Source organism: uncultured Methylobacterium sp., from assembly GCF_964251405.1.
In the GTDB taxonomy this organism is placed as follows: Bacteria; Pseudomonadota; Alphaproteobacteria; order Rhizobiales; family Beijerinckiaceae; genus Methylobacterium.
The window spans coordinates 1-18,196 of sequence record NZ_CAXUJR010000027.1 but is presented as its reverse complement, the minus strand read 5'-3'; the positions used below and the strand labels follow the sequence as shown (position 1 = coordinate 18,196).

General features: G+C 66.8%; 17 protein-coding genes and 1 pseudogene. 9 read left to right on the top strand and 9 right to left on the bottom strand.

The annotated features are described in order from the left end of the window. The first annotated feature begins 240 nt into the window (after positions 1 to 240). Positions 241 to 897 carry a YoaK family protein gene (locus tag ACFE7U_RS07425; RefSeq protein ID WP_375409106.1) on the top strand — a complete coding sequence of 219 codons (657 nt, stop codon included), beginning with the start codon at positions 241 to 243 and terminating at the stop codon, positions 895 to 897. Between the two features lie 79 nt (positions 898 to 976). On the opposite strand, the pseudogene ACFE7U_RS07420 reads toward ACFE7U_RS07425, so the two are convergent. Continuing rightward, a pseudogene (locus ACFE7U_RS07420) lies at positions 977 to 1,912 on the bottom strand (LysR family transcriptional regulator). 135 nt (positions 1,913 to 2,047) lie between these two features. Between ACFE7U_RS07420 and ACFE7U_RS07415 the strand changes: the two are divergent. The 5 genes from ACFE7U_RS07415 to ACFE7U_RS07395 are packed head-to-tail and all read left to right on the top strand — an operon-like array spanning position 2,048 to position 6,346. Further along, positions 2,048 to 2,995, top strand: a complete 948-nt coding sequence (locus tag ACFE7U_RS07415; protein WP_375409091.1) for an ABC transporter substrate-binding protein — start codon at positions 2,048 to 2,050, stop codon at positions 2,993 to 2,995. Beyond that, positions 2,992 to 3,855, top strand: a complete 864-nt coding sequence (locus ACFE7U_RS07410) for an ABC transporter permease (protein ID WP_375409090.1) — start codon at positions 2,992 to 2,994, stop codon at positions 3,853 to 3,855. The genes ACFE7U_RS07415 and ACFE7U_RS07410 overlap by 4 nt, the downstream gene beginning before the upstream one ends. Then, on the top strand, positions 3,848 to 4,627 hold the full coding sequence (locus ACFE7U_RS07405) for an ABC transporter ATP-binding protein (protein ID WP_375409089.1): 780 nt from the start codon (positions 3,848 to 3,850) through the stop codon (positions 4,625 to 4,627). Before ACFE7U_RS07410 ends, ACFE7U_RS07405 begins: the two co-directional genes overlap by 8 nt. A gap of 11 nt (positions 4,628 to 4,638) precedes the next feature. Next, the gene (locus ACFE7U_RS07400) at positions 4,639 to 5,541 is read left to right on the top strand and encodes a polysaccharide deacetylase family protein (RefSeq protein WP_375409088.1); all 903 of its coding nucleotides are present in this window, start codon (positions 4,639 to 4,641) and stop codon (positions 5,539 to 5,541) included. Beyond that, positions 5,534 to 6,346, top strand: coding sequence for an alpha/beta hydrolase (locus ACFE7U_RS07395; RefSeq protein ID WP_375409087.1), 813 nt, complete (start codon positions 5,534 to 5,536; stop codon positions 6,344 to 6,346). The genes ACFE7U_RS07400 and ACFE7U_RS07395 overlap by 8 nt, the downstream gene beginning before the upstream one ends. A gap of 423 nt (positions 6,347 to 6,769) precedes the next feature. Here ACFE7U_RS07395 and ACFE7U_RS07390 read toward each other — a convergent pair whose 3' ends face one another. Next, a complete protein-coding gene (locus tag ACFE7U_RS07390; RefSeq protein WP_375409105.1) occupies positions 6,770 to 7,669 on the bottom strand; it encodes a LysR family transcriptional regulator in 900 nt (299 codons plus the stop codon). Between the two features lie 145 nt (positions 7,670 to 7,814). Here ACFE7U_RS07390 and ACFE7U_RS07385 point away from each other — a divergent pair, with 145 nt between their 5' ends. Continuing rightward, complete coding sequence (locus ACFE7U_RS07385; RefSeq protein WP_375409086.1) at positions 7,815 to 8,780, top strand: MBL fold metallo-hydrolase; 966 nt, start codon at positions 7,815 to 7,817, stop codon at positions 8,778 to 8,780. Positions 8,781 to 8,932: 152 nt separating this feature from the next. Continuing rightward, a complete protein-coding gene (locus ACFE7U_RS07380; protein ID WP_375409085.1) occupies positions 8,933 to 9,577 on the top strand; it encodes a pyridoxamine 5'-phosphate oxidase family protein in 645 nt (214 codons plus the stop codon). A 63-nt stretch (positions 9,578 to 9,640) separates the two neighbouring features. On the opposite strand, the gene ACFE7U_RS07375 is transcribed toward ACFE7U_RS07380, so the two are convergent. From ACFE7U_RS07375 to ACFE7U_RS07355, 5 genes are all read right to left on the bottom strand, one after another. Further along, positions 9,641 to 10,579: a pirin family protein gene (locus tag ACFE7U_RS07375; RefSeq protein WP_375409084.1), complete on the bottom strand. Its 939-nt coding sequence runs from the start codon at positions 10,577 to 10,579 to the stop codon at positions 9,641 to 9,643. A gap of 131 nt (positions 10,580 to 10,710) precedes the next feature. Next, positions 10,711 to 11,541 (bottom strand): alpha/beta fold hydrolase, encoded by an 831-nt coding sequence (locus ACFE7U_RS07370; RefSeq protein ID WP_375409083.1) that lies wholly within the window; start codon positions 11,539 to 11,541, stop codon positions 10,711 to 10,713. A gap of 53 nt (positions 11,542 to 11,594) precedes the next feature. Further along, positions 11,595 to 12,251: an isochorismate family cysteine hydrolase YcaC gene (ycaC, locus tag ACFE7U_RS07365; protein ID WP_375409082.1), complete on the bottom strand. Its 657-nt coding sequence runs from the start codon at positions 12,249 to 12,251 to the stop codon at positions 11,595 to 11,597. Positions 12,252 to 12,450: 199 nt separating this feature from the next. Further along, positions 12,451 to 13,083, bottom strand: coding sequence for an alpha/beta hydrolase (locus tag ACFE7U_RS07360; protein ID WP_375409081.1), 633 nt, complete (start codon positions 13,081 to 13,083; stop codon positions 12,451 to 12,453). Between the two features lie 63 nt (positions 13,084 to 13,146). Beyond that, entirely contained in the window at positions 13,147 to 14,073 is a 927-nt protein-coding gene (locus ACFE7U_RS07355) for a ring-cleaving dioxygenase (protein WP_375409080.1), read from the bottom strand. A 121-nt stretch (positions 14,074 to 14,194) separates the two neighbouring features. Between ACFE7U_RS07355 and ACFE7U_RS07350 the strand changes: the two genes are divergently transcribed. Beyond that, the gene (locus ACFE7U_RS07350) at positions 14,195 to 15,115 is read left to right on the top strand and encodes a LysR family transcriptional regulator (RefSeq protein ID WP_375409104.1); all 921 of its coding nucleotides are present in this window, start codon (positions 14,195 to 14,197) and stop codon (positions 15,113 to 15,115) included. Positions 15,116 to 15,368: 253 nt separating this feature from the next. On the opposite strand, the gene ACFE7U_RS07345 is transcribed toward ACFE7U_RS07350, so the two are convergent. Further along, entirely contained in the window at positions 15,369 to 17,048 is a 1,680-nt protein-coding gene (locus ACFE7U_RS07345) for an arylsulfatase (protein WP_375409103.1), read from the bottom strand. A 23-nt stretch (positions 17,049 to 17,071) separates the two neighbouring features. Beyond that, complete coding sequence (locus ACFE7U_RS07340; RefSeq protein WP_375409102.1) at positions 17,072 to 17,995, bottom strand: formylglycine-generating enzyme family protein; 924 nt, start codon at positions 17,993 to 17,995, stop codon at positions 17,072 to 17,074. Positions 17,996 to 18,196: the final 201 nt, after the last annotated feature.

Here is an 18,196-nt window from a genome sequence, read left to right as displayed (position 1 = left end):
GACCTTCGCGGCCACCCTCGCCCGTCTGCGGGTCCGGCGTCATGGCACCACGTCTTCGAAGCCGGAGGCAAAGCGGGCATGACCAGGCGCGGAGTTCCATCGGCAGCGCATTGCGCTCCCGGATGGACTGTCCGATGAGTGCCCAAAGGGTGCATCCCCTCCGTGAGCGCCCTCGCCTGGTGGCTTGAGTCCTGGGTCAGGTCGGCTCATCCACACCAAGGTTCAATCGAAGCCGGTATCATGACCCGTCCGTGGCAACTCACATTCGGCCTCCTCTTGACTGCTCTTGCGGGTTATATCGACGCCATCGGTTTTATAAGGCTGAGCAGCTACTATACGTCGTTCATGAGCGGGAATACGACGCAGATGGGTGTGTCGATGGCGCACGGCGAGTTTGGCCAAGCCCTGATGCCGACAGTCTTGATCATCATGTTCCTGATCGGATCGACGCTCGGAAGCGGCTTGGCGATCGTCACTCCCGCGCCGTGGAAGACCGTGGCGGTGCTGGCCTATGAGGCCGTCCTCATTGTCGGGACTTTCTCGCTCGGGCTCCATTTGCCCGATGTTGGTCTCGTCTCGTTGTTCCTTGCCCTCGCCATGGGAGCCCAGAACGCTGTCCTTGGGTCCGTGCAAGGTTTCCGTGCCGGGACGACGTTCGTCACGGGAGCATTGTTCAGCCTTGGCCAGAAAATCGCCGCGGCTCTCACCGGAACGGGGCCGGCCTTCGGGTGGATCGGCGACGCCACGGTCTGGTTGGCCTTGTTGCTTGGCGCATTCCTTGGGGCCGCGGTCTACAACGCCATGGGGATCTTCGCTCTGGTCTTCCCAGCAGCCCTGACCGGCCTTCTTGCCGTCGTGGCTGGCCTCTCTGTGAGGTTGCGCCACGTCGATCCTTGACGTCTGGTTCGGGTCGGACGCCCGTCCGTGGGACTTTCATCAGAGACCTCGCCGGGCGCTGACCTGCCTCGGCGAGGATCTACCGCACATCAGCGGCCCCGAGTGGGAAGTCCAGCGTGCTCTCAGCGCGTCGATTGAGGCTCGCGACGAGTTGGTCGGCGAACTTGGCAGCCGCCACGGAGAGCATGCGCCCGCGCAGCTGAGCGAGCACCATCGTCATCGGCTCCAAATCTCGGTGGTCGCCGTATCATTAAAACAAGCCAGGGTCGTCCGGGATGCCACTGGGAATCTGGAGGCTGACGAGTTCCTCGCGCAGGGTCAGGTTGCGCAGGAATTCGAGCGAGCCGGATTCGATGGCGAACTTAAGTTCGACACCGCGGCGGGCCAGCGCCTGATCCAGGTGGTGGCGGATCGCGAGCGAGCGGTCGGGCAAGGCCATCGGATGGGCGAGGCAGTCGCGGAGCCGGACCGGACCCTCGGCTGCGGCCAGGGGGTGCCCGGCGCGCATCAGGGCGCAGAGGCGCTGGCTGCCCGAATAGAGCACCTGTAGTTCGGCGGAAGGCGGCGGCTGAAGGATCAGCGCGAGGTCGGCCTCGAAGGCGACGACCGCGGCGACCGCCTGGATGTGATCGCGCACCTGCACGGTGAACCCGACCTGCGGAAACTGGGCGCGGTAGGACTCCACCTCATCCGGCACTACCCGGGTGACGAAGGCCTGGCTGCAGGCCAACGCCACGTGGCCGCGCCGCACCCCAGAGAGATCCGCGATCTGCGAGCGGACCCGGTCGAGGTCGGCGACCTGATCGCGGATATGGCGCACCAGCAGCTCGCCGGCCGCGTTGAGCCGCATGCCCTGCGCTCGCCTCTCGAAGATCGGCGTGCCGAGTTCGTACTCGACGTCCTGGATCTGCCGCGTCAGCGCCGAAGGAGCGATGTTGAGCCGTTCGGCCGCACGGCGGATCGAACCGCTTCGGGCGATCTCGGCGACGTAGCTGAGGGTTCGCAGGTGCTTCACGGATGGGGTCCCGGTCAACGCGTCAGCTTGCGCGGCCGTTGCCAGAATTGCAACGGATCCTTCGAAAACCAGCACTCGTTTGCAACACGATCCGCGGCTAACATAGCGATGTTGGAACACAGACGGAGCCGCTCGATGATCCACCGCCGCACCCTCCTCGCCGGCCTTGGGGCTGGCCTCGTCTCAGCTCCCTTCGTCGCCCGCGCCCAGACGACGCCCACCGTCATCCGGATGGGGTCGCTCAAGCTGATCCACTCGATCGCACCGTACTTCTACGAGCGCTTCAGGCCCGAGGGCGTCACGGTCGAGGTCGTGCCCTTCGAGAGCCCGAGCGAGTGCAAGAACGCTGTCGTCACGAAGTCCGTCGATTTCGGCACCTTCGGCATAGCGGCGGCGACGCTCGGGGCGGCCGCCGGAGAGCCGATCGTGGTGATCGCCTCCACCTGCAACCGCGGCATGGCGATCATCTCGAAGAAGGATTCGGACATCCGGGCGATCAAGGACCTGAAGGGCAAGCGCGTCGCGATCTGGCCGGGCAGCACCCAAGAGGTCTTCGCATTGGAACGCATGCGGATGGAAGGGCTCGGCGTCCGCGACATCACCCCGGTGCGGATCTCGTTCTCGGAGATGCACATCGCCTTGGCCCGAGGCGACATCGACGCCTATGTCGGCGCCGAGCCCGCCCCCGGGGTCAGCCTGTCGACCGGGGTCGGCCAACTCGTCGAATATCCCTATGGGACCGAGATGGGTGCGCTGAACATGGTGTTCGGAGCGCACCGCGATACGCTCGAGCAGCGGCCCGAGATCGTCCGCACGATGCTCGAGATCCATCGCAAAGCCACGGACTTCGCCGGCAAGGACCGCGACGCGATGATCGCCATGGCGGTGTCTAAGCTCGGCCAGAAGCGCGACGCGCTCGAATTGTCCGCCCCCAACGTCGAGCTGAAATGGAAGCTCGGGCCGGACGAGGTGCGCCAGGCCAAGGCCTATGCCGAGCACATGCTGGCCCTGAAGCAGATCAAACGCCTGCCGGAGCCAGGCTTCATCGACACCCGCTTCGTCGATGCCATGAGGGACGCGTGAGCACCGCCGGCGAGGCGGGGACCCTCGCCTCGGCGAGCCTACCGGCGGCCGTCCCCGGTCCCAGCCGCATCGGCTCGCCGCTCGCCGCCCTGCGCAGCACGGGCCTCGCCCTTGCGATCCCGGTCGCGCTCGCCCTCATCTGGCACTTCGCCACGACGGGCCGGCCCTACAGCCTGATCCCGCCACCCGTCGAGGTCTGGACCGAGCTCCAGGACCTCGCCTTCGGCGGTATCAACGACGACGCCTTCAGCGGCACCCTGTGGGTTCATCTCGCCGCCTCGCTCAGCAGGGTCTACGGCGGCTTCGTCCTGGCGGCGGCGGCGGCACTGCCGCTCGGGCTGCTGATCGGCCGCGTGCCCCTGATCAAGGGGCTCCTCGACCCGACCTTCCAGATCCTGCGGCCGATCCCCGTCACCGCCTGGCTGCCGTTGGCGATGATCCTGTTCGGGCTGGGGCCGCGCTCGGCCTACTTCCTCGTCTTCCTCGGCGCGTTCTATCCAATCCTCGTCAACACGATCTTCGGCGTGCGATCGGTGGAGCCGCGCCTGTTCGAGGCGGCGGCGATGCTCGGCTGCACCGGCACGGCCCAGTTCGCCCGCGTGGTGCTGCCCGCCGCGCTCCCGTCGATCTTCACCGGCCTGCGCCTCGGCCTCGGCTTCGCCTGGGTGGTGATCGTGGTGGGCGAGATGACCGGGGTCCAGACTGGGCTCGGGGCCATCATCATGGAGGCGCGCCAGCTCTCGCGCACGGAGATCGTGATCTGCGGCATGGTGGTGATCGGGGTCGCCGGATTCGTCTCCGACTGGATCGTCATGCAGCTCGGCCGTCGCCTTCTTGCCTGGAGCCCGTCCCATGGCTGATCCCTCCATCCCGATCCTCGACCTGCGCGACGTCTCGAAGACCTACGTCGCGCAGGGACGCAGCACGGAGGCCCTGCGAGGCGCCAGCCTCCGGGTCGCGCGCGGCGAGTTCGTCTGCCTGCTCGGCGCCTCCGGCTGCGGGAAGTCGACGCTCCTGCGCATCGTCGCCGGTTTCGAGGAATCGAGCGGCGGGCAGGCGCTGATGTGGAACACGCCGATCTCGAGTCCCGGACCGACGCGCGGCATGGTCTTCCAGGATTACGGTCTGTTCCCCTGGCTGACCGTGCGCGACAATATCGGCTTCGGACCGAAATCCCGTGGCCGGCCCGTCGCCGAGGTGCGCGAGACCGTCGCCCGCTACGTCGATCTCGTCGGGCTGCAGCGCTTCGCCGACGCCTACCCGCACCAGCTCTCGGGCGGCATGAAGCAGCGCGTCGCCATCGCCCGCGTTCTCGCCAACGACGCCGAAATCGTGCTCATGGACGAGCCCTTCGGGGCCCTGGACGCGATGACCCGCGAGCGGCTTCAGGACGAGCTGCTGGACCTGTGGTCCCGCACCGGGTTGACGGTGCTGTTCGTCACACACTCGATCGAGGAGGCGATCTTCCTCGCCGACCGTGTGGTGATGATGTCGCCCGGCCCCGGCCGCATCGAGGCCGTCCACGAGATCGACCTTCCCCGCCGCCGCGACGTATCGAGCCCCGCCTTCAACGACGTGCGCCGGATGCTCTCGGCCCAGCTTCACAGCCATCACGCTCCGAAGGCCGCGTGAGGGACCCCGCGATGGACGATCCGCGCCGGCCCGAGAACCGGCTCGCCTACCGGGCGGCGATCGATCGGCCGCGCCTCACGCTGCCGGGGGCCAAGAGAGTGGCGATCTGGCCCGTGGTCAATGTCGAGCACTGGCTGATCGACAACCCGATGCCGCGCCAGATCCTGGTGCCGCCGACCGCAGCCTCCCTGCTGCCGGATCTGCCGAACTGGGCCTGGCACGAGTACGGCATGAGGGTCGGCTTCTGGCGCATGCTGGAGGCCTTCGCCACCCGCGACATCCGTCCCACGCTATCGATCAACGGCTCGGTCTGCGAGGCCTACCCGCGGGTTGCGGGAGCCGCCCACGAGGCCGGATGGGAGTTCATGGCCCACGGCTTCCACCAGGTTCCGACCCACCGTGTCGCCGACGAGCCCGGCATGATCGCCCGGACCGTCGCGGCGATCACGCGCTTCACCGGCGCGGCGCCGCGCGGCTGGCTCGGACCCGGCCTCACCGAAACCCTCGACACGCCCGATCACCTGACTGCCGCTGGAATCGCCTATGTCGGCGATTTCGTCGTGGATGACCGTCCGTGCCGGGTCGCCACGCGGCACGGCCCTCTCGTGGCGCTGCCCTACTCGGTCGAGCTGAACGACATCCCCCTCCTCGCCATCCAGCATCACCGCGCCGACGAGTTCGTGGAGCGAGCGCTGGTCAACCTCGACCGTCTCGCAATGGAAGCTGCGAGCGACGGGCCGCTCGGCGGCGCCAAGGTCATGGGCTTCGCGATCCACCCCTACATCACCGGCGTGCCCCACCGGATCGGCCTTCTGGAGCGCCTGCTCGACGCCCTCGCGGCGCGGGACGACGTCGTCTTCATGCAGGGATCGGAACTCCTCGACTGGTATCTCGGGACCGGCGACGATGCGTGAGGAAGGCGATTGGCGTGACCTCGACCGCGCCGCCCTGAGCCGGGCCTACGACAATTCCGGTGCGGTCGCTGACAGCGCCGCGATCGTCGCCGATTGGCGCCGGCGCAGCGACGGTCTGCGCGCCGCGATGGCAGGCGTCGAGCTCTCCTACGGCCCGCGCCCGCGGCAGCGGATCGATCTCTATCGCTGCGGGACCCCGGGCGCTCCCTGTCTCGCCTTCATCCACGGCGGCTACTGGCAGCGGAACGCCAAGGAGGGCTTCACCTGCATGGCGGAGGGGCCGCTGGCGCTCGGCCTGGACGTGGCACTTGTTGGCTACACCCTGGCTCCGGAGGCGAGCCTGACCGAGATCGCGGCGGAAATCTGCATGGGCCTGCGCCGGCTGCGAGCCGAGGCCGCGCCGTCCCGGCTCGTCGTGTCCGGTTGGTCGGCGGGCGGGCATCTGGCCGCGCTCACCGCCGACGAGGCCGATGCCGCGCTGGCGATCAGCGGGATCTTCGACCTCGCGCCGATCGCCCGCACCAGCCTCGACGACGCCCTGCGCCTTACGGACGAGGAGGTCGCCGCGCTCTCCCCGATTCGGCACCTCGCGCGAGGCGGGCCACCGGTCTCGGTGATCTTCGGGGCGGACGAACTGCCCGAACTGCGCCGCCATTCGACCGACTACCATGCCGCCCGCATCGCGGAAGGCCTCGACGGCAGGCTCCTTACGGTGCCGGGCACGAACCACTTCACGGTGCTCGACGCCTTGATCCGACCGGATGGCATCATAGCCCGCGAAGCAGCCCGCCTGGCAAGTCTTTGAGGCGACACGCGACATGTCTTAGCCGTGTACGAAGGCCCACCCGTGCATTCAGCTGCCATTGGCGAACAAAAGAGACACCCAAACAGTATCTCGCCAGGACGCATCAGCCCGAGCGCGCGACCCGGCGTCGATGCATCAGGCGACTGGGCACTGCCAAGCCGAGCAGATCCTTCGCGCTGGTGCGTTGCTCGTTCCTTGCGGCTCACCCTGAGCTGCGTGACGCTTCGCTCCGTGCGCGAGAGTGTGGACCGCGAGGGCAGCCACCTCGACCCGGCCTGCCCGTACGATCACTGTACGAAGACCACGGACGGGCACCTCGCGGCGCTTCACGCCTTCCTGACGACCCGCCAGGCGGTGCGCCACGAGGCGCCCCAGCCCGCGGCCCTTCCCGTTGAACCAGCGCCAGCTCCTCATCCGCGCCATTCAAATCGCCTGAAGTTGCGTCCTCAGGCGCGGCGCGGTCCAGTCGAGGAAGGCGCGCACCTTCAAGGGAAGGAGGCCTGCATCGGGGTAGACGAGGCTCACCGGCATCGCCGCCGGCGCAAACTCACCCAGCACGACCTGGAGCTCGCCTGAGCGCAGCTCATCGGCCACCTGGTAGGTCAGCACACGGATGATCCCCAATCCCGCGATTGCTGCTGCGACCGCCGCCTCGGTCGTGTTGACCGCGAGCCGCGTGCGGGGCTCCACCACGAAGGTCGGGTTGTCCCGTCGGTAGCGCCATTCCGGCGCGACCGGAAAGCCCTGGAATGAGATGCCGTCGTGGACCCTCAGGTCCTCTGGCGTCTGCGGCGTCCCTCGCTGCGCCAGATAATCCGGGCTCGCGCAGGTCACGCGCTGAACGGCACCGACGCGGGTCGCGATGAGCCCGCTGTCCTCGAGGTGCCCGATCCGTAGGGCCAGATCGACATGCTCCTCGATCAGATTGATCTGGCGATCCGCCAGGAAGAGCCGCAGCGTGATGTCGGGATGTTCCTTCAGGAACGCGATCGCGAGCGGGAGCAGATGCCGTTTCCCAAACATTCCCGGAGCCGTGACGTGCAGTTCGCCGCGTGGGGTGCTGTACTCGCCTGCCGCGGCCCGTTCCGCCTCCTCGACCTGTTCGAGGATCCGCTTCGTCGAGGCCACGTAGGCGCGGCCCGCGTCGGTGAGTTGCACCTTTCGGCTCGTGCGGACGATGAGCTGCGTGCGCAGGTGTCGCTCCAGATCCGCAACCTTGCGGCTCACCGTGGCGAGGGGTGCGCGCAGACGTCGGGATGCGGCCGAGAGGCTGCCCTCCTCGACGACCGCCAGCAGCACGGACATGGCATCGAAGCGGTCCATCATGCCTTCCAGAATTCGGGAGGGAGCATCCCGAACTCTCGGAATACCGGGCCCCGGCTGGAGGGTCTAGCGTTCTGATCAAGCCGGGGCGGCGGAGCAAACCTGTTCTCCCTCCCGGATCGGATCTCACCGTCGGAGCTTTGCCATGACCCCCTCGCTCTCTCGCCGGGCCTTCGCCCTTGGCGTGCCTACTGCGGCTCTGAGCGTCAGCGCTCTCCCCTTCGCAGCCGGAGCACTCGCCGCCCCCTCATCTCTTGCGGCCGTCACGCCGCTCGCGCAGATCAAGGTTGGCCGCTTCACGGTCACCGCCCTGTCCGACGGCTTCGCCGACATGCCCTTCGGCTACTTCCCCGGCCGTAGCGCCGAACAGGTCGAGGCGGCAGCCAAGGCGGCGTTCGCCGCTAAGCCCAGCGGCATCCGCTTCGTGTTCAACCAGTACCTCGTCGAGGATGGCGAGCGACGGATCCTGATCGATACCGGCCCAGCCGGATCGCTCGGCCAGACGGGGCAACTCCCGCGGGCGCTCAGCGCGCTGGACCTGCGTCCCGAGCAGATCGATGCGGTGATCGTCACCCACATGCACCAGGACCACCTTGGCGGTCTCGTGGCGGGCGGGCGGCAAAACTTCCCGAACGCCGAAGTCTATGTCGATCGGCGTGACATCGCGCATTGGACCGATCCGGCAAAGCAAGCTGGTGCGCCGGACTACCTGCAAAACAGCTTCCGCCTCTCGGCCGAACTCGTCCGGCTCTACCCGAAGCTCCAGGCCATTGACGGCGAGCGCGAGATCGTGCGCGGCGTTTCGATCGTGGACCTGACGGGTCACACGCCGGGCCACATCGGGGTTCGCATCGCGGATGCGGGGCAGAGCCTGATCATGGTCTCCGACATGCTGTTTCCGGTGGTTCATCCCGCAGCGACGGACATCAACTTCCTGTTCGAGCAGGACCGACCGGCAGCACAGGCCATGCGCGCCCGCTTCTTCCCGCGGGCAGCCGAGGAAGGCGCGCTGATCGCCGCCACGCACATGCCGTTCCCGGGCCTCGGCCGCATCGTCTCGGATCGCGGGCAGGTGCGCTGGCTTGCCGCCGACTGGGCACATCAGGGCTGAGTTCACGCGCTCGACCCCGATCCGGTGGGCTTGGGAGATCATCCTCCAGCGTCGAACACTCGAGCGAGCTGCGCCAGCAGCATCACGCTCTTCGTCGACGGCACCACGGCATAGGTCTGAAGGACCCGCATTCCTGAACGAAGGAGGTTCCGATGCTTCACCGATATCTTGAAATCGCTGCCACACCCGCGGTGCAGGCGGCGCGGCAAAGTTACGGGAGTGCTGGTCAGTACGCTCGCCTGGATGGCACGCTGGGCAAGGACGGGCCGATCCGCAACGATCGGCTCGGCGAAGCCGAGGCGGCCTTCGTCGCTGAACGCGACGGATTCTACCTCGGCTCGGTGTCCGAGACGGGTTGGCCCTACGTTCAGTTCCGTGGCGGCCCAGCCGGGTTCCTGCGCGTCATCGACGAGCGCACACTCGGCTATGCCGATTTCCGCGGCAACCGGCAGTACATCACCACCGGCAACGTTGCCGCAAACGACCGTGTCTCGGTGTTCCTGATGGACTATGCCCACCAGCGCCGCCTCAAGATCTTCGGACGCATGCGCATCGTGGATGCTGGTGAGGACCCGGCTCTGGCCACGAAGCTTGCCGTTGCGGACTATCCCGGACGGGTCGAGCGTGCGGTGTTGATCGAGATCGAGGCCTTCGACTGGAACTGCCCTCAGCACATCACCCCGCGCTTCAGCCAGAGCGAACTCGAAGCGACCCTCACCCCCATTCGCGACGAGATCATGATGCTTCGCGCCGAGAACGAGCGGCTGAGGCTCGGCGCGATGCCCGCGATATCGTGACGAGCCAGCGGCCGACGCTCGTGCTTGGGGGCGACCTCTTTGTCGAGGTGCCTCCGATTATCGTCAGGGATACCGGACCGGCGGAGGGGACTCGGGCAGCGGAATGAATTCGGCCTCGCCCGGTACGGAGTCGAAGCGAGCTTGGCGCCAGTCTTCCTTGGCTTGCTCGATCAGTTCAGGACGTGAAGAGACGAAGTTCCACCAGAGATGGCGTGGGCCGTCCATCGGCTCGCCCCCGAGGACCATGAAGCGCGCGGCCCGGGTCGCCCGCACACTGATCCTATCGCCGGGGCGGAAGACGAGAAGCTGGCCGGGACCGAACCCGTCACCGGCGATCTCGATGGCGCCATAGACCGTGTAGATCGCCCGCTCGTCGTAAGTGGGGTCGAGTGGCAGGACGGCGCCTGCTTCCAGCGCCACGTCGGCATAGACCATCGGACTGGAGGTCCGCACCGGGGATTTGATGCCGAAGGCCTCGCCGGCGATCAACCGGACGGTCTTGCCCTCGCCTGTCAAGATCGGCAACGCCTCGGCCTCGTAATGCTCGAAGGCCGGAGCCGTCTCCTCGTCCTTGCCGCTGAGCGCGACCCAACTCTGGATGCCGAACAGCTTCGAGCCGGTTTGTCGGAGATTGGACCCCGTGCGCTCCGAATGGGTGATGCCGCGACCCGCGGTCATCCAGTTGAGCTCGCCTGGACGGATCGGCAGCTCCGTACCGAGGCTGTCGCGATGCATGATCTCGCCGTCGAACAGATAGGTGACGGTCGACAGCCCGATATGGGGATGGGGGCGAACGTCCATTCCCTGTCCGAGCAGGAACTCGGATGGGCCCATCTGATCGAAGAAGATGAAGGGACCGACCATTCGGCACTCGGCCGAGGGCAGAGCCCGCCGCACGGCGAACGACCCGAGGTCGCGCGACCGCGGAACGACCAACGTCTTGATGGCATCGCAGGTGAAGTGATCACCGGGGATGGGGTCTTCCGCGCTGTGCCAGCTCATTGCTGATCCGCCTCTTGCTGAGTCCGATTGACGAGTGATGCAGGTGGCCGAGCAAGACCGGCGACGACGCCCACCGCCATCTTGGCCACCTGTTGGGAGGCGAGCCGGGTAACCGGCTCGCAGTGACGGCGTCAGCCGCGCACAAAGGCCAGCAGGTCTGGGTTGATGATGTCGGGATGCGTCGTGCACATCCCGTGCGGCAGGCCCTCATAGGTCTTCAGGGTGCCGTTCTTGAGGAGTGGATGGGCGAGCAGCGCCGCGTCGGCCATCGGCACGATCTGGTCGTCGGTGCCGTGCATCACCAACACCGGAACGTCGATCGCCTTCAGGTCCTCCGTGAAGTCCGTCTCCGAGAAGGCCTTGATGCAATCGTACTGCGCCTTGGCGCCGCCCATCATGCCCTGCCGCCACCAATTATCGACGGTTCCCTGCGAGACCTTCGCACCGTCGCGATTGTACCCATAGAACGGGCCTGCCGGAACGTCGCGGTAGAATTGAGCACGGTTGGCGACGAGGGCGGCGCGGAAGCCGTCGAACACTTCGATCGGCAGACCGCCGGGATTGCGCTCAGACTTGACCATCACGGGCGGAACCGCCCCGATCAGCACCGCCTTGGCGACGCGGCCCGCCTCTGCGCGGGCAACGTAGCGCGCGACCTCACCGCCACCGGTCGAGTGGCCCACATGAACCGCATGCGACAGATCGAGTGCTGCAACCAACTCGGCGACGTCGGCCGCGTAGGTGTCCATCTCGTTGCCGGTCGCAGTCTGTGACGAGCGACCATGGCCGCGGCGATCATGCGCGATCACCCGATACCCGTGGTCCAGGAAGAACAGCCTCTGGTTGTCCCAATCATCGGCGCTGAGCGGCCAACCGTGATGGAAGACGATCGGCTGCGCGTCCTGTGACCCCCAATCCTTGTAGAAGATCTCTGTGCCGTCTCGGGTGGTGAAAGCGGGCATGTTGCTTCTCCGTGTGGTGGAGTGGAAGCGCCTGGTTTCGCGCGGTGTCGAAGCTACGAGCCTGAAGCGGCCGTGTGTTGATGCGGGATCGCTCCCCTGAACGCGCTGTAGCTGGTCATCAGGTTGCGGTAGTCGGAGATGTGGTCGGCCAGCAAAGTCGCCAGGCCCTCGACGTCGCGGCGCCAGTCGCGGTGCAGTTCACAGGCCACGCCGAACCAGTTGATCAACTGCACGCCGGCCGACGACATCCGGATCCAGGCCGCATCGCGCACGCCCTCATTGAAGGTGCCGGATGCATCCGTGACAGCGAAGACCTCGTAGCCGTCCGCGATCGCCGAAAGCGCCACGAAAGCGACGCAGACCTCCGTGACGACGCCCGCGAGGATGATCTGCTTGCGGCCGGTCGCCTTGACGGCGGCAACGAAGTCCGGATTGTCCCAGGCGTTGATCTGGCCCGGTCGCGCGATGTAGGGCGCGTCCGGAAACTTCGCCTTCAGCTCCGGCATCAGGGGGCCGTTGGGGCCGTCCTCGAAGCTCGTGGTCAGGATCGTCGGAAGCTTGAAGTAGGCGGCGAGACCGGCCACCGCCAGAACGTTGTTCTTGAACTGATCGGGGTTGTAGTCGCGCACGAGCGACATCAACCCGGCTTGGTGATCAACGAGAAGGACCACGGCTTGTTCGAGATCGAGGCGGGTGTAGGGCTTGCTCATGTCTATCTCCAATCGAAACGCACGACGAAAGTCGGGCAAGTGTTGCCGATCTCCGCACCAGATCTTCGGGATCGGCCGGTTCTCGACACCGATAGAGTGCCCGGCGGATCTGTTTCGAAAAATAGAAACAATGGAAATTCATCGTTTCCAAACACGTGATCTCCGCTGACGGGTTCGGACCCGCGAGAGGGATGATCGTTCAGGCCACGTTCTGAACCACCGTTGCCCTTGCCCAAGCAGCAGCCAGGCTCACGTCGGTCTGCGTCAGGGCGTGTCCGGCCGGCAGGATCCGGTGGTCGACCTTCGCGCCGGCCGCCGCGAGCTGCCGGGCGAGCGTCTCGGCGTTCGCACGCGGAACGATCGGATCCATCGCACCCGACAGGATCAGCACAGGCTTCCCGGCGAGATCGGCCCGTGGTGGTTCGGCGAGCGGCACCATCGCCCGCAGCAGGACGGCGCCGGCCAGGACCTCCGGACGCAACAACAGCACGGCAGCTGCGATGTTGGCGCCGTTTGAGAAGCCGAGCGCGACGGGCGCACCTAAGCCGTAGCGGTCACGTGCCGCGATCACGAAGTTCGCGAGGTCGTCGGCGCGGCGGCGCAGGTCCGCCTCGTCGAACACGCCTTCCGACAAGCGGTGGAAGAAGCGAGGCATCCCGTTCTCCAACACGGTTCCGCGCGGTGAAAGCAGCGCAGCGCCCGGCGCTACGGTCCGACCAAGGGGCAGAAGATCCGTCTCGTCGCCGCCGGTTCCGTGCAGCAGCAGCAGCGGACGCCCGGCACCCGGGCCGGGCTCGAAGCGGTGATGAAAACCAAGGGATTCGCGTGTCATGGTGCCCTCGCTTCAAGCGATCGCGTGGGTTTCCGCCCCGCGGCCGCGGGACGGGGTACGCTGTCAGGCGAGTGCCGGCAGCACGGCCTCGATCCGGTCCCGGTGCATTTCGAGTCCCGGCGGCAGCTTGAGCGCCTGTCCCAACGACTCCGCAGACTCGTCGACGGCGAAGCCAGGAATGTCGGTGGCGATCTCGAACAGCACTCCGCCGGGCTCGCGGAAGTAGACCGAGCGGAAGTAGTTTCGGTCGCGCTGCTCGGTGACCTGCATCCCGTGGGCCTGCTCCAGGCGCTGGACCATCGCAGCCTGCGCAGCATCGTCGGTCGCACGGAACGCAATGTGGTGGACGGAGCCCGCTCCGGGCCGGCCCCTTAGGAACTCGCCAACTGCCCGCAGCGTAACGTGGCCGCCCAATCCGGCGCCGTTCGCGAAGCGGATCGACGAACCCTCCCGGCTGGTCTCAACAAAGCCGAACACGTCCGTGAGGATCGCCGCGGTCGGAGCAGCTTCTGCCAGGAGCAGCGTGACACCGTGAAATCCCGCGATGGCATGCTCGGCGGGCACGTCGCCGCCGGTCCAGGCAAGGCCGACGCCGTCATCGACCCCGACGAGCGCCAGCATCGTTCCGTCCGGATCGCGGAAGCGCAGGGTCGTCTGCCCGAAGGCCTGCACCGAGGCCTCGTGGCGAAGGCCGGCCGCGACAAAGCGGTGCGTCCACCAGCCGATCGAGCCGCGCGGGACCGCGAACGCAGTCTCCTGCGTCTCGCCGATCCCAGCTCGGCCTGGGGCGGCATGCGCCATGGGGAAGAAGGTCAGCACTGTGCCGGGGCTGCCGGCACTGTCGCCATAGTACAGGTGATACGTGGTCGGATCGTCGAAGTTGACCGTCCGCTTCACGAGCCGCAGCCCGAGGATGCGGGTGTAGAAGTCGACGTTGCGTGCCGGATCGCCGGCATAAGCGGTGACGTGGTGCAGGCCGTTCGCGGTCATGGCGGGTCTCCGACTTGGCCCTCCGGGGATCCGGCTGGGCCTGTGCGATGACCGCAATGTGGCTCTTGCATCGATGTCTATAAATAGAAACAATGGAAACCCTTTGTTTCGAGAAACCACAATGCGTTTGCCGGACTTCGAGGCTTGGGCGATCTTTGCGAAGGTGGCGGAGGCTGGCTCGTTCAGCCGGGCTGCCAACGACCTCGCAATCTCGAAGGCGACCGTGTCGAAGGCAGTCACCCGGTTGGAGGCGCGGATCGGCGCCCGGCTGTTCCACCGCACCTCACGCCGCCTCGCGCTGACCGAAGCCGGTCATGCCGCCCGGGTGGGTGCCGCACGCATCCTGGCGGAAGGCGAAACGGCAGAGGCCGAGGCAACAGCCGCCGCCGCGGAGCCGCGCGGCTTGGTGAGGCTTGCCGCGCCGATGACCTTCGGGGTGATGCACGTGGCACCGTTGTTGCCCGCGTTCCTCGTGAATCATCCGGCCGTCCTGGTCGACCTGCATCTCGCGGACGCGGTCGTCGATCTTGTGGGAGGCGGGTTCGATATCGGCCTGCGCATCGCCGCGCTGCCAGATTCCTCGCTGCGCGCGCGCCGCCTCTGCGACGTCCGCCGTTCGGTGGTCGCGACGCCCGCCTACCTCGATCGGCACGGCCGCCCCAAGCATCCTGGCGACCTCGCAGGACACGCTTGCCTCGGCTACGCCTATCTCCCGAGCCCTGATCGTTGGCGGTTCACCAACGCGGGGGGCGAGGAAGCCTTCGTGACGCCCACCGGCCCGATGCGTGCAAATAACGCCGACGCGCTCGTTCCCGCACTGCGCGCTGGCCTCGGCCTGGCGCTGCAGCCTGACTTCATGATCTGGGACGACCTGAAGGAGGGATTGCTGGAACGCGTGCTCCCCGGCTGGTCGCCGCCACCGATCGCCCTGCACCTCGTGACGCCGCCCGGCGAGCCGCGTCCCGCCCGCGTCACCTCACTGATCGCCTACCTACAACGAGCGCTCGCCGATGCCCCGTGGGCGCGATCACAGGAGTCGTGAGGCCTCCGGTTGCGATGACCGAACGGAGCCCGCGACGAGTTCCACCTCGCAGCCGGCGCTCAGAACCTCAGGAAGCTCGTCCCAATCTTGCAGCCGAGCCCCGCTTGATCAGCGGAGGGCACTGCTGCTTGCCCAACCGTATCCCATGGGCTGTGGGCTCGACGGCCGGCATCCGGCCATTGTAGGCAGGATCCGGCCTTGGAACCGGTGGGGATCTTACGGCGAGGCTGTCCCGCCTCGCGGGATCGACCCTTCACTTCGCCATCGCTGCTCTGGCAGACGCGATCTTCGTCTTCACCGCATCGAGGTTGAAGCTCGCGCCCTTCTGCATCGGCGGGAACTCGATCGCCGTCATGGCGAGCTTCTCGACCTCCTGCTGCACGAAGGCGAAGCGCCAGAACTCGTACAAGAACCAGCTCATGTAATTCTGCGATCCAACCTTCGTCCCCTCGGAGGGCCAGCCGGTCCGCTCGAAAGGATCGAGCCGCAGGTTCGTGATGTAGGGCACGTCCGCCTTGGTTTTATCCCCCAACCATCCGGCCGGTTGGTCGATGAAGCGGTATTTATAGTCGCCGATCCGCACGGCACCGAGTTCACTTTCGCCAAAGTACCAGATCACATTGCGATTTGACGGACCCTTGCCCGTGATCAGGTCCATCTGGTTGTAGCCGTCCAGGTGAACCTTGTAGGTCTGATCGCCGATCTTTTTGCCCGTCTTCAGTTCGTCCGCCACGTCCGGGTTGCCGGCTGCCGCGACAAGGGTCGGAAACCAGTCCAGCCCGGACATGACCCCGTTCTCGACTTTGCCGGCGGGCACCTTGCCGGGCCAGCGGATCATCGCCGGCGCGCGGTACCCGCCCTCCATGATCGTGCCTTTCGCTTGCGCAAACGGGGTCTGACCGCCATCCGGCCAGGTAAAGACCTCGGTGCCGTTGTCGGTGGTGAAGACCACGATGGTGTTGTCGTCCAGGCCCAGGTCCTTCAGCTTCTTCATCAGCAGGCCGACGTCGTCGTCGAGCTGCGCCATGCCGGCTTCGTGGATGGTCCAGTTGTTCTTGGAGTTGCGCATCGCCTGATACTTCGGCGACAGGTGCGTGGTGACGTGCATGCGCGTCGGGTTGAGCCAGACGAAGAACGGCTTGCCGTCGGCCTTGGCCTTGTCGATGAAGCCGAGAGCGAAATCGCGGATCTCGTCGTCCACCGTCTCCATCCGCTTCGGGTAGAGCGTCCCGGCATCCTCGATCCGTTGCTTGCCGACCTTGCCCCAGCGTGGATCGTCGGTGGCATCGTCCGCGGTCGTCGCCCAAGAGTGGACCATGCTGCGCGGGCCGACCTTGTTCAGCAGTTCCTGTGGGTAGGCGGGGTGTGCCGGGTCCTCCATTGCGTCGAGATGGTAGAGGTAGCCGAAGAACTCGTCGAAGCCGTGCACCGTCGGCAGGAACTCGTTCTTGTCGCCGAGGTGGTTCTTGCCGAACTGGCCGGTGGCGTAGCCCATACCCTTCAGCGCGGTGGCGATGGTCACGGCCTGCGCCGGAAGCCCCGTGGGGGCGCCGGCTTGGCCGACCGTCGTCATGCCGGTGCGGATCGGCAGTTCGCCGGTGATGAAGGCGGCGCGCCCGGCTGTGCAGCTCGCCTCGGCGTAGTAGTCGGTGAACAGCATGCCCTCGGCCGCGATCTTGTCGAGGTTGGGGGTACGTCCCGCCATCATGCCGCGGTGGTAGGCTCCGATGTTCCAGATGCCGACGTCGTCGCCCATGATGACGACGATGTTGGGCCGCTGCCCAGCCGACGTCGGTTGCTGCTGCGGCTGCTGGGCCTGTGCGGGCGTGGTCCCGGCGGCCGACCCTAGCGCGGCGCCCGCAAGGATCGATGTCCCTGCTAGCAGGATGTTGCGGCGGCTGAGCGGGCTTTCCGCCGCGGGGTCGTTCTGCATCCCGTCACGTACCTTGTCGTGGCTCATGATCCGCTCCTCTGCCTGCTGATGCACCTGAAGCCGACGTGGCTCACGGACGTATCGATTGGCTGCGCGTGGCGCGCGGCCGGCCGGTAGCGGCGGCAGTAGCTGGGCGCGCAGAGATGCGACCCGCCCTTCAGGACCTTGCACGGGATGCCGCTTTGCGGATTGCGGGGATCGTGGCTGTCCTCCTCGCGCCCGCCGCGCGGATTACGGGGGATGCAGCAGGTTTTCCGGGCCTCGTCCGGGTGCCTTCGGGCGTACCAGTCGGACGTCCATTCCCAGACGTTCCCGATCATGTCGACGAGGCCGTATCCGTGCGGCGGAAACGAGCCGACCGGCGTCGTGCGGTTGTAAGTCCGAGGGGCAGTGTTTCGGTATGGGAAGTCGCCCTGCCAGATGTTAGCCATCTCGCGGCCGCCGGGCATAAGCTCGTCCCCCCAGGCGAATTCCGCCTGGTCGAGGCCGCCGCGCGCGGCGAACTCCCACTCGGCCTCGGTCGGCAGTGCCTTGCCGGCCCATGCGGCGTAAGCCTCGGCGTCCTCGAACGTGACGTGCACGACGGGATGCTCGTCGAGGCCCTTGATCGAGCTGCCAAACCCGGAAGGGTGCCGCCAGTTCGCGCCTTTCGAGAGAGTCCACCACTGGCTCCAGTCGCGCAGATCGACCGGATGGTGGGGTGGCGTGAAGACCAGCGACCCGGCGAAGAGCATGTGCGGCAGCGCGCCGGGATAGTTCTTGGGATCCGGCGGGATCTCGGCGCCGGTGCGATGGCCGGTGGCGCGAACGAATGCTTTGAACTGCCGGTTCGTGACCGTAGTCTCGTCGATCCAGAAGCCGTCCACCGTCACGCGATGGACCGGGGCTTCCTCGGGATAGTGCCTGTCTGACCCCATGCGGAACGTTCCGCCGGCGATCCAGCGCATGCCCGGCTGGGTTTGGGACTTTGCGGCTGGACGGTCTTCGTCGACGAGCCCGGTCGACGTGAACCGCTCCCTCGGCTCGCTGCCCGGCTCTGGCAGCGCCGTCTGGCCGAGGCAGGTCAATAGCCGCAGCCGTAATAGGACGGGCCGTAGCCGTACCCGTATCCGACTGGAGCGTAGCCATAGCCGTAGCCGCCATAGCCG

Bases quoted from the DNA above. Each gene is read 5' to 3' on its own strand.
- ACFE7U_RS07425 (WP_375409106.1), top strand. From the start codon at position 241: ATGACCCGTCCGTGGCAACTCACATTCGGCCTCCTCTTGACTGCTCTT.
- ACFE7U_RS07415 (WP_375409091.1), top strand. From the start codon at position 2,048: ATGATCCACCGCCGCACCCTCCTCGCCGGCCTTGGGGCTGGCCTCGTC.
- ACFE7U_RS07405 (WP_375409089.1), top strand. From the start codon at position 3,848: ATGGCTGATCCCTCCATCCCGATCCTCGACCTGCGCGACGTCTCGAAG.
- ACFE7U_RS07400 (WP_375409088.1), top strand. From the start codon at position 4,639: ATGGACGATCCGCGCCGGCCCGAGAACCGGCTCGCCTACCGGGCGGCG.
- ACFE7U_RS07395 (WP_375409087.1), top strand. From the start codon at position 5,534: ATGCGTGAGGAAGGCGATTGGCGTGACCTCGACCGCGCCGCCCTGAGC.
- ACFE7U_RS07390 (WP_375409105.1), bottom strand. From the start codon at position 7,669: ATGGACCGCTTCGATGCCATGTCCGTGCTGCTGGCGGTCGTCGAGGAG.
- ACFE7U_RS07385 (WP_375409086.1), top strand. From the start codon at position 7,815: ATGACCCCCTCGCTCTCTCGCCGGGCCTTCGCCCTTGGCGTGCCTACT.
- ACFE7U_RS07380 (WP_375409085.1), top strand. From the start codon at position 8,933: ATGCTTCACCGATATCTTGAAATCGCTGCCACACCCGCGGTGCAGGCG.
- ACFE7U_RS07375 (WP_375409084.1), bottom strand. From the start codon at position 10,579: ATGAGCTGGCACAGCGCGGAAGACCCCATCCCCGGTGATCACTTCACC.
- ACFE7U_RS07370 (WP_375409083.1), bottom strand. From the start codon at position 11,541: ATGCCCGCTTTCACCACCCGAGACGGCACAGAGATCTTCTACAAGGAT.
- ycaC (WP_375409082.1), bottom strand. From the start codon at position 12,251: ATGAGCAAGCCCTACACCCGCCTCGATCTCGAACAAGCCGTGGTCCTT.
- ACFE7U_RS07360 (WP_375409081.1), bottom strand. From the start codon at position 13,083: ATGACACGCGAATCCCTTGGTTTTCATCACCGCTTCGAGCCCGGCCCG.
- ACFE7U_RS07355 (WP_375409080.1), bottom strand. From the start codon at position 14,073: ATGACCGCGAACGGCCTGCACCACGTCACCGCTTATGCCGGCGATCCG.
- ACFE7U_RS07350 (WP_375409104.1), top strand. From the start codon at position 14,195: ATGCGTTTGCCGGACTTCGAGGCTTGGGCGATCTTTGCGAAGGTGGCG.
- ACFE7U_RS07345 (WP_375409103.1), bottom strand. From the start codon at position 17,048: ATGCAGAACGACCCCGCGGCGGAAAGCCCGCTCAGCCGCCGCAACATC.
- ACFE7U_RS07340 (WP_375409102.1), bottom strand. From the start codon at position 17,995: ATGCGCTGGATCGCCGGCGGAACGTTCCGCATGGGGTCAGACAGGCAC.